Genomic DNA, 9,262 nt, shown 5'->3' on the forward strand with positions numbered 1-9,262 from the left:
CCAAGCGATCGCCCGCCCGTTTCATTTTGAGCAGATGGCAGGGTGAACGTCAGCTTCGCCGCTGCAGAACCAGCGTGGTCCAGGCGCCCAGCGGATAGGATGTCACCATCCGGAAGCCGTGGGCGAGATAGGTGCCGCGCACCAGCCGCTCCTGGGTCAACCGCAGACCGGAGAGAATCACGATTCCCTCGGGGAGGATCCGCCTCCGCATCTCCGGCGCCAGCGCCACCAATGGCCGTGCCAGGACGTTGGCGACGACCAGCCCGGGCTCGGCGAACCGCAAGGCCGGATGCTCGAAGCCCGCCGCCGTCACGGCGCGGACCTGCCCGGCAACCCCGAATGCCTGCAGATTGGCCCGGGCAACGTCGACCGCGATCGGATCGATGTCGCTTGCCAGCACATGGCGCACGCCGAGCCGGACCATGGCGGCGGCCAGAACGCCGGTGCCGGTGCCGAGATCGATCGCCCTCACCGGCAGTTCTCCCGCCTTGCCGAGCGCCTCCAGCGCCAGAAGACAGCCGACGGTGGTCTCGTGATGGCCGGTGCCGAACGCCTGGCCGGCGTCGATCTCCAGCCGCCAACGCGACGGTGCCACGCGGTCGCGATCATGGCTGCCGTAGACGCAAAAACGCCCCGCCTTGACCGGCGCCAGGCCGGCAAGGCTCTTGGCGACCCAGTCCTCGTCGCCGAGCCAGTCCGCCTGGAGCCCCTCGGCAAGATCCTGGTCCGAAAGCCGCGCCTTCACCGACGCCAAGGCCGCCTCGGCATTCTCGGCATCGATCAGCAGCGCCTCGACGCACCAGGGCCCCTCGTCCTCGATCTCGTAGTGGCTGACGACCGCGCTTTCGTCTTCCAGCGCCGATTCGAGCGCCATGGCGGCCGCGTCCACCCGTTCGGCCGGCACCACGCAGAAAAGTTTCAGAACCGGCGCCGCCGGTTGCGCCTCAGCCATTGTTGCCAGCCCCGGATTGATCGGTTCCGGAAGCCTCGCCGGCCTTGTCGATCGCCGCTCCGGCCCGGCGCGCCCGCGACTGCGCCTTGCGCCGCTTCAGGTTGGCCCTGAGCTCTTGGGCGAGGCGATCGGCCCGCTCGTCGTGCCCGGCGGTCTGCGCCGCCTTGTCGTCGTCTGTCGAATGTGCCGTCACTCTGGTCGCCCTCCTCGGCGCCGCAGGTGGGCGATGCGGATCGCTGCCGCCATCGCCCATTCTGGTGGTCCATCGCCCCTGGTGCGCACGACCGATTTGCGCGGTTTGCGCACCCGTCGTTGGCCGCTGCGCAAAGGGGCTGCGCGAATAGATTGCGCGAGGCTGTGCGCAGACGACGATCGGCGTCGTTCGCGCCTTGCGCCAACGTCGAGCCTGTGGCACAACCCGCCTCGCTTGCTTCGCCCGGCATGGCGGCGTAAGAGCCGCACGTCAAGTCGGCGCCTCGCGCCGGCCGGGCAGTGTCAGTGCCACGCCCATCGATGGTCGACCCGCTTCCGGCGGCAGCGAACGTCGGCGTGAACCGGCCGCAGTAGCTCAGTGGTAGAGCGCACCCTTGGTAAGGGTGAGGTCGGGAGTTCAATCCTCCCCTGCGGCACCATTTCTCCCTCCTGCCTGCAAAAACCACCTAAGGCCTTGAACGGAAAAGAAATTTTGGTGTTTAAAAACCCCTTTTCCCGGTCATAGGTGAGGAAATCGCCGAAGGCGAGTCTGAGCACTGCCCGCTTGTGCTCGAAACGCCCGGAATTCCAGAGTTTTTCGGGGTTCGAGAGGAACGTCATGGCGTGTTCAAACACCTTTTGAAAGACGTCCGCTTTCGGGGTCGGATCGGCCACGCGTTCCGCTAGAACCAGCTTTTCCCGTTCAAGAGTTTCGATGCGCTTTTCGTAAGCCGCGACCACGCGCGGATGGCTGGCCTCGACGACGGAATCGACGAGCTTGTCGATCTGCGTGTCGATCCGGCGCATCTCATCTCTCATCATCTCGACCTGCTGCCCGGCGAGCGTCGCCTGCCGTTCCCAAGCATCCTTGAACATGACGGTGGCGATCTGGACGAGCTTCTCGCCGGGGCGCAAGGTCTTGAGAAGGTCGGCAAAGCGGCCCTCGATCTTGGCGCGCGGAATGGTCTTGCCGTAGACGGTGCAGCCCTTCTTGCGGCAGAAATAATACGGATAGCGCTCGTACTTACCTTTGGCCCAACCCGCCGTTAGCGGCGTGCCGCAGCAGGAACAGGACACCGCACCCCGCAGCGGAAAATCCTCGCGAATGTCGGTGCGGGCAGCCGCATATCCATTGTCCGTCAGGCGCTGCTGAATGCGCTCGAACGTGGCGAGCGAGATCAGCCCCTCATGGCGTCCGGGCCGCAGGGGCACACCCCATTTCGGTGCATTGACATATCCGGCATACACCGCCTTGCCCAAGAGCCGGGTGACGGTCATGGACCTCAGCGTGCCGTTCGGCTTGTCCTTGGGAAAGAGCGGCTGTGCTTCCAGAAAGCGCTGCACCTCCGCTTGGGTGCGAAAGCGCCCGCTGGCGAAGCCTTCCAGCGCTTCGCGCACTATGGAGGCCAGTGGCTCGTTCGGAACCAGCTCTTTGCCGCCATGCTGGCCCTTGACGTACTTGTAGCCAACCGGGGCGCGGAAACACCAATAACCCTGCTCAACGCGGGCCTTCATTTTCTGGATGACCTGCCGCGTGTTCTGCTCGCGCTCAAGCTGGCCCTGAGCGGCGAATACCGTCTCGACGAACTTGCCTTCTGGTGTGTCTTCGAAACGAAAATTCAGGCATTCGACGCGGGCATTACGGGCTAGCAACTCGCGCCGGAGCCGCAGATGGAATTCGGTATCGCGTGCGAAGCGCTTCAGGTCGTCGAAGATAACAACGAATTCCCTGCCGTGTTGCCGATCAAGGTAGCGCAGCAGGGACACCATGCCGGGGCGGTTCATAAAATCGCCTCCACCCGACACGTCGTCGGGGAAGACCGCCTCAACCTCCATTCCCAACTCAGCGGCATATGCCCGGCAGCGGTGTTCTTGGCTGTCGAGCCCCGTGGCGTCCTTTGCCTGTCTTTTCGACGATACCCGGCAGTAAATGAGCGCCTTCGTCTTGTCTTTGCTCTTTGAAATGACTTCCATATTATTCCTTTCCGCCGCCGAGAACAAAACCCACGGTAGCTAATCTAAAATTCCAAACTTTCGAATTATTCTATATATTCTACAGCATCTGCTCGCATTTTTGCTGATTTCACGAGCCTCCTCGGCACTTTTCCACAAGACGCCTTGGCCTCCTGAGCTTGCTGAACCGGGTGTATTTCAAAGCCCAACGTGACGAACTCCACGATGATCGACCACAGCGTTTCGAGATATTCGCGCTTTTGCGCATCGGTCCAATCGCAGTCTTCGAGCATGTGCTCGTAGTGCGCGACATCGAACGCGATGACGGGCGCAGCCTTGTTTTGGTCTTCAAAAGCCGGGATCTTGGTATTTCCCGCCATATCTGCCTCCTTTCAGTTTCACTTCATCGCCGCGCTCCATGTTCCTCTCTTGCTCGACTGGAACAAAAGAGGAACATTATTGCATAGCTCCGCGCCGCAACGCAAGAAATATTTATGAATATTATCCTATCTGCCGCGCGAGACTGGACGGCTCCGCTCATTGTTGTTGCCACGGCCCTCGTCGGCGCGCTCTTGCGCCTTGTCTTCGCGCCGAAGGTCTTTCGTTCGCGCGTAGGCCGAGCGAGCTAACTCCGAGAGGCGAAGCAGGTCGGCACCGACGAAGCTCTGCCCCTCGCGATACGCTCCGTCCCGGTCCTTGTAGGAACGCGAGAACGTGGTGGCATAGAAGGCCCCGTCCGCACCTTCATTGCGCCAGATGCTGGCTTTCAGATTGCCATCCCGTAGCGTGTCGGCGGGCGGACGGTTCTGGTTTTGCGGCTGAGGTTGCCTGTCGTCTTCACGGTTCATGATTGAATGCTCCTCTGTGTGGTTTGCGAGAATGTCAGCGGCTTGCCCGGCCAAACTGACGCCGGACGCCGTGCTGTCGGCCTTGGGAAGCTTCTTGCCGCCGCGCTTCCTTGAATGCGGCTCGGCGGGCTTCGCGTCCCTCTTGAGCCCAAGCGCCGTTGAACGCGGCGCGATCCGTCTCCAAAGCCATCGCCGGAGACGGACGCGGCATCGGGCGTGGCTGGCCTTTGGCAACCATGTTCGAAGGACGCGCAGCCGAAACGGCGGGGCCGTTGCGGACCTGTTCAAAGGCCGGGGCCGGACGGTTCAGCCGCTCCGGTAAACCATGATTGCCCGGCAGATCGGCCCGGTTGGTAAAGGCATAGGAAGTGCGTCCCGGATCAGGTGAGCCGGACATAAGCAGGTCCTCCATGTCGGGTTGAAAAGATGGCCCGCGCGCGATTAGGCGATCCGCGACCACAGGCCATTGCTGTATTGGGGATAGTGAGCGAACGACGTGGGCACAGGTTCGACTACGACCTTGCGCCAGCGACTGCCCCACCTTGTTTTAACACGCACCCGGTTCCCGCTCGGGTGGTAAGGGTTGGGATGGTAGCGCCCCGCCATGAAGGCTTGTTCGTAATAGGGCTTGCGTTCGGCGAGGATCGGATGGGGCACGCCGTCCGTGAACAGAATTTGCTCGTCGCCCGGCAGCCCGAGAATTTGATCGGGTGCGCGCAAGGGGCGCCCCCGTTTCGCGGGCAGGCTCTGCGCGTGGCTTTCACGAGCAAGATCGAGCCCGGCACTGAACGGGTCACCGCCATTCAGAAAGGCCTGCAATGCCTTTTGCCGGGCATGACGGGCGCGAAGTTCGCGATGCTCATCGCGGTATTCCAGCGTCTCGTCGCCGATCATCCGGGAGATCGTGCTTGCCGTCTCCAGATCCCGTACAGCGAAATAGGACCGCAGCTGCGCTGACGCGGTGATGATGACCTCAGCGTCAGGCCCAAGCGCCTTGATCTGCTTGGTGCTCTGAAACACAGCCACGGGCCGGATGCCCTGTCCGGCACCGATGGAAAACAGCTTCGTGACCATGGGAAATGCGCCAAGCTGGGCGCACTCATCGATGAGCCATGTTTGAGCCGGCGCGGATGGAGCGCGAGCTTTGTAGACCTGGCCTGCGATGAACAGAGCCTTGATTACCGGGCTCCACGCATCCACGAAGCTCGCCGGAGGCATTAGATAGATATGATAGGCTTGGTCGCTGCCCGTGAGCTCTGCCATCGAAAAATCGAAAGGGGGCGAGACCGACTCCATCAAGGTTGGATCGGAAAGGCAGGCGAAAGCCTTGAATAGCTCGCCGAGGATGCCCCGAAATCCGCCGCTGGAATCGCTGCGGCTTGTCGCGATTTCCTCCTCGACGCGCTGAGCAACCGGAAAGCCCGCCTCCGACATCTCGAAGGCGAAATCGAGCCACGCGTCACTGCCGCCGGGAATGAGATTCACAATCCGATACAGATCGGGCAGCGTCAGCTCGCCTTTGAGACGCACTAGCGTGAGCACGATCCCTTCGAGGAATTCCCGCGCCCTCCCCTCGAAATAGGCCGCCTGCGTACTGCCGCTGGCGGCGATCATGTTCTCGCAGAACACTTTCGTATCGGACACGAGCGCAGGGTTATCGAGGCGCAGGTAATCGACCGGATTGATGCGGTGGCAGGGCAGGCCATGCAGCCCGGCAGGATTCCAGTAGATGCAGAATTTCCTATCCGGCGTCTGATCCTGAGAAATCGCGGCCAATTCGCCCTTCATATCGAGGATCACCATCGAATGGGCGTAGATGCCGGAGCAGACATTATAGCCGAGCATGTCGCGCAGCTTCCCGCCCCGCGCTCCGGCAACGAGCAGCGCGCCGCCCATACCGGAGTACCAAAGCGGCCTGCCGTTCCAGAAGCCGACAAGCAGCGAGTCGGGCCGCTGAGCGAACATCCCCGCCGAGATGAGATCGGCAGACTCGGCAAACCGGGCCGAGCCGAAGGGCTGTGAGGCATTCTCCATGATCGGGACTCCCGTTCAGAACGAAAAAGGGCGGAGCCAATGGCCCCGCCCCGGTGGTCTCGTTCGGCGCTTGCCGCTGCGCGCTAGAACAGCACGTTGATGATGACGAGCGCTATCACTACCAAGACGGCAGCGCCGCCGACGGCATCCCAGTCGATGACAGTCTTGTAGGACCGGATACGGACATTCGCCCCGCCGTTCGGAACACGTTTGGTAAACATCTGAATCTCCTTTCCTACCTAGAAAGCGAAAAACCGGACGAACACGACTCCGGCAGCGACGATGAGCCCCGTTGAGACGCTGGCGACTGAAAAGCCGAAGATGACCAAGGCACAAACGAAGCCCCAGACAAACTGAACGGGCTCACCCATGCCGGGGCCATAGTGGTGAACTGCGTAATCTCGCACGAAACCTGCCGTAAAAGCGTAAAGCGGCCCCGTCCCTAGGAACGTAGTGACGACAGATATCGTATAGGCGAGCACCTTAACCCCAAACATATAAGTATCGTGGGGCCCTTTGGCGCCGCCCGAACCTTTATTCATATCAGGCTCCTTTCTGCGTTGCTGCAGATGAACCCACAATACGCCCCATCCGGATGCCAATCGGGGTGATAAGCTTAAAAAAGAAACGGCCCCACCGATGGCGGGGCCGTTTTTGCTTGAATTGGAAGGCGATAGAGAGCGGGGTTAAGCCTCGTTGTCGTTGGCGGCACGCAGACCCCAGAAGCGCGCGGGGCCGGGATGAACCGCCCGCAGGATAGTAGCCGCGACCAGCAACCGCTCCTGCGTATCCGCACGCATCCGAACCGCGTTCTCATTCGCCGGGCGCGTCACGAAATTCCGCTCGAACCAATCCTCGATGAACGGCTCCTCGAACACGTCCATGTTCAGCCACTCTTCCCGCCCCTGCCTGTTCACAATGCGCCCCGGATAGTCCCGGTACCAGTCGAACAGAGCATCACGCCATGCGCTGGCAGGAATCCCAAGACCGCACGCGAACAGCCGCACGTCGTAGATAAACGCGTGGGAAGCCAGTTCTTGGTCAGAAACGATACGTGTCGTCCTTCGCTGGCAGTAGCCTAAACCAAGACATTCGGTGCAAAGGGCGCATCGCATGGTGAAAACCTCCTTCTCTGGGTGCCGCTTGGCGATCCGCCGGGACGGACTCCCGGCTGAAATCGCGTCGCGAAGAGGTCTTCAAAAAATCCACTCTTTAAGAATGGCGCGGCGATCAACAGCGCGCAACGCCCGGTCCTACCAATATACCAAGACAGGCGCGGCTGGATTCCATTACTTTTCTGATTTATATACTTTTTCCGTGTCGCAGTTGAGAGCCACAGCGCGCGATGTCAGAGCCGATCCTCAGCCCTAGGGCCCGGGTTCCTCCCGCTCAGGCGGATACGCTTTTGCGCTGCTATGCGGAGCGGATTCCGCCCAAAGAGGCCGCCCGAAAGGCCGGTCTCTCGCTTAACACCGTCTATGAGCAGTACACGCGCATCCGCTGGCGCCTGATCCTCGCGCGCTACTACCGGGACGGGGCGCTCTCAATCGATGCGCCCCACTTCGAACCGGAGTTGCGGGCGCAGCTCAGGCGAAGACGCGGGCTCGGGCCGGACAATATCTTCGCGCACGCCGCCGAAGCCTTGGACTGGTACAATGAATGGCCTTCAGGTCTGGTCCTGCGGCATCTGCGCAAAATCATCGCCCTGACCGGTCCGCTTGATGTTCCTCCGGACCTCTCCCCGCCGCAGCAGAACAGGCTTCGCGCCTATGTCCGCTATGCCCGTGCTCAACTCATCCACCACCGCGCTCAGGAAAAGGCCGAGGCCGACGAGACCTGGCAGCCGTTCCTGGAGCGCACCACGACAGCTGTGGAAGCGGAATGGCGGAACTACCGCACGGCGAGCAAGCAGGTTGAGCGCTCGGAACCACCAGGAAGAAAGAAGCGGCTTGTCCGACCTCGAAAGTCGCAATCCTTAATAAAGAATTAAACAATACAACTTATAATATTTAGCAGAAGAACAACAAACGGGGGCAGCGTCGCATCATGCGACAAACGAGAGATGGATTACACGAACGCCTTCAATGACATTGTCCGCGCGCAGGCGGAGGCGCGGCGGGAGTTGGATTTTGCCGACTCGCAGCGCGAGCTTGCGGGTGTCGAGGTTGGACGGATCGGGCGATTTTTGAGCCCTGAGGCGCGCGAGGCTTTGCGCGAGGGCAAGAGTGGCGGAAGCCGTAGTGGATCGTCCATGTCGGCGCTGGATTGGATGTTGCTCAACGATCCCGCGTACGCTCAGGCCTACGAAGGTGCGATGAACGCCTTGGCGGATGCGGAGAGCGCCGTCGACCGGGCCTTGGAACAGGCGCTCGAGCGCGCCGAAACCGCACAGAGCATTCTGGACGAAACGCTCGACAACGCAATGAAGCTGCCGGACGGCACCGCCGTATTTATGGATGCCGAAGGCACGGTGCGCACCGAAGATGGCGAGGCTATTGATACGGTTCTGGCCGCGGCGCTGGAATGGCAGGGCAACGAGCCGAGCTACGAGACCTTCGTCGAGCAGCGTGATGGACTGGTCGCTGCGAACGACGCTGTCGCCGACATTCGGCGCGATCAGGTCGAGCTCGGTGACATTCGGGCAGAGCTGACCGACCGCGATAACCCGCCATCGAAAGAGCGGGTCGACGCGTTACGTGATCGTGCGGAAAAGATTGAGACCACATACGACGAAGGCCACGATCCGGCACCAGTCGATCAGTCGCACTCGATCAGGGCCGTCAAACCAGAGGTCCTGGATTTCTAGTTCGCTGCGTATTTGAACGAGCCGCATTGTTTCTCAATCACAGCCATAATGATGCCGATCGGGTGGTACGACGGGTACTTCTCCATCACCCCGTAGATGAAACGCTCCGTGCCGCTTCGGTCCGAGTCATACCAGCCCTCGATGCAGTCGGCCTGCTCTTGATCGTTCTCGATGGCAATCATATTCGCCATCATCAGGGAGACGCGGATGTAGGAAGAGCGGCTTTCTTCTGGCTGCTTTAGAAAATCCGCAGACGTAAATCCTTCTTCTGCATACGCGGGCATGCCGGAAGCGAACATAATCGCAATAATACTTGCAAGATAGAGTCGTCTTGTGGATATCATAAGGGAAGGATTTTGATATACGTATTTTAGAGAAGAAAATATGGAAAACTTGGCCTCAAGAGCGGCGCAAAGCCGCCATTCCGAATTCGCCGCGCACGGCGCGTTAGGCCGCAGCCTCCCAAGCACAAAAGGG

At 60.9% G+C, this 9,262-nt stretch carries 12 protein-coding genes, 1 tRNA gene and 1 pseudogene; 4 read left to right on the forward strand and 10 right to left on the reverse strand.

Translation table 11 applies throughout. The annotated features are described in order from the left end of the window. Nucleotides 1–49: 49 nt before the first annotated feature. Nucleotides 50–952 carry a 50S ribosomal protein L11 methyltransferase gene (locus HNS03_RS22890; RefSeq protein WP_367198377.1) on the reverse strand — a complete coding sequence of 301 codons (903 nt, stop codon included), beginning with the start codon at nt 950–952 and terminating at the stop codon, nt 50–52. Next, the gene (locus HNS03_RS22895; protein ID WP_367198378.1) at nt 945–1,145 is read right to left on the reverse strand and encodes a hypothetical protein; all 201 of its coding nucleotides are present in this window, start codon (nt 1,143–1,145) and stop codon (nt 945–947) included. The genes HNS03_RS22890 and HNS03_RS22895 overlap by 8 nt, the downstream gene beginning before the upstream one ends. A gap of 364 nt (nt 1,146–1,509) precedes the next feature. Between HNS03_RS22895 and HNS03_RS22900 the strand changes: the two genes are divergently transcribed. Both HNS03_RS22900 and HNS03_RS22905 read left to right on the forward strand, forming a co-directional pair. After that, nucleotides 1,510–1,584, forward strand: a tRNA-Thr gene (locus HNS03_RS22900). Nucleotides 1,585–1,891: 307 nt separating this feature from the next. Next, on the forward strand, nt 1,892–2,194 hold the full coding sequence (locus HNS03_RS22905) for a hypothetical protein (RefSeq protein ID WP_367198379.1): 303 nt from the start codon (nt 1,892–1,894) through the stop codon (nt 2,192–2,194). Here HNS03_RS22905 and HNS03_RS22910 read toward each other — a convergent pair. From HNS03_RS22910 to HNS03_RS22940, 7 genes and pseudogenes are all read right to left on the reverse strand, one after another. After that, nucleotides 2,126–3,118 (reverse strand): annotated as a pseudogene (locus tag HNS03_RS22910) (recombinase family protein); the annotation flags it as partial. The gene HNS03_RS22905 and the pseudogene HNS03_RS22910 sit on opposite strands and share 69 nt — an antisense overlap. A 65-nt stretch (nt 3,119–3,183) precedes the next feature. After that, entirely contained in the window at nt 3,184–3,477 is a 294-nt protein-coding gene (locus HNS03_RS22915; RefSeq protein ID WP_367198380.1) for a hypothetical protein, read from the reverse strand. Between the two features lie 126 nt (nt 3,478–3,603). Continuing rightward, nucleotides 3,604–3,945 carry a hypothetical protein gene (locus tag HNS03_RS22920; RefSeq protein WP_367198381.1) on the reverse strand — a complete coding sequence of 114 codons (342 nt, stop codon included), beginning with the start codon at nt 3,943–3,945 and terminating at the stop codon, nt 3,604–3,606. A gap of 441 nt (nt 3,946–4,386) precedes the next feature. Next, on the reverse strand, nt 4,387–5,979 hold the full coding sequence (locus HNS03_RS22925) for a type IV secretory system conjugative DNA transfer family protein (protein ID WP_367198382.1): 1,593 nt from the start codon (nt 5,977–5,979) through the stop codon (nt 4,387–4,389). Nucleotides 5,980–6,062: 83 nt separating this feature from the next. Continuing rightward, complete coding sequence (locus tag HNS03_RS22930) at nt 6,063–6,200, reverse strand: hypothetical protein (RefSeq protein ID WP_367198383.1); 138 nt, start codon at nt 6,198–6,200, stop codon at nt 6,063–6,065. 18 nt (nt 6,201–6,218) lie between these two features. Then, a complete protein-coding gene (locus HNS03_RS22935; protein WP_367198384.1) occupies nt 6,219–6,521 on the reverse strand; it encodes a hypothetical protein in 303 nt (100 codons plus the stop codon). Nucleotides 6,522–6,665: 144 nt separating this feature from the next. Next, nucleotides 6,666–7,094: a hypothetical protein gene (locus tag HNS03_RS22940; RefSeq protein ID WP_367198385.1), complete on the reverse strand. Its 429-nt coding sequence runs from the start codon at nt 7,092–7,094 to the stop codon at nt 6,666–6,668. A gap of 230 nt (nt 7,095–7,324) precedes the next feature. Between HNS03_RS22940 and HNS03_RS22945 the strand changes: the two genes are divergently transcribed. Together HNS03_RS22945 and HNS03_RS22950 are read left to right on the forward strand one after the other, a co-directional pair. Continuing rightward, on the forward strand, nt 7,325–7,969 hold the full coding sequence (locus HNS03_RS22945) for a hypothetical protein (protein WP_367198386.1): 645 nt from the start codon (nt 7,325–7,327) through the stop codon (nt 7,967–7,969). A gap of 72 nt (nt 7,970–8,041) precedes the next feature. Further along, nucleotides 8,042–8,785, forward strand: coding sequence for a hypothetical protein (locus HNS03_RS22950; protein WP_367198387.1), 744 nt, complete (start codon nt 8,042–8,044; stop codon nt 8,783–8,785). On the opposite strand, the gene HNS03_RS22955 is transcribed toward HNS03_RS22950, so the two are convergent. Next, a partial coding sequence (locus HNS03_RS22955) for a hypothetical protein (protein WP_367198388.1) occupies nt 8,782–9,262 on the reverse strand: 481 nt, incomplete at its 5' end. The genes HNS03_RS22950 and HNS03_RS22955 overlap by 4 nt on opposite strands.

The organism is Amorphus sp. 3PC139-8 (genome assembly GCF_040750475.1).
In the GTDB taxonomy this organism is placed as follows: Bacteria; Pseudomonadota; Alphaproteobacteria; order Rhizobiales; family Amorphaceae; genus Amorphus.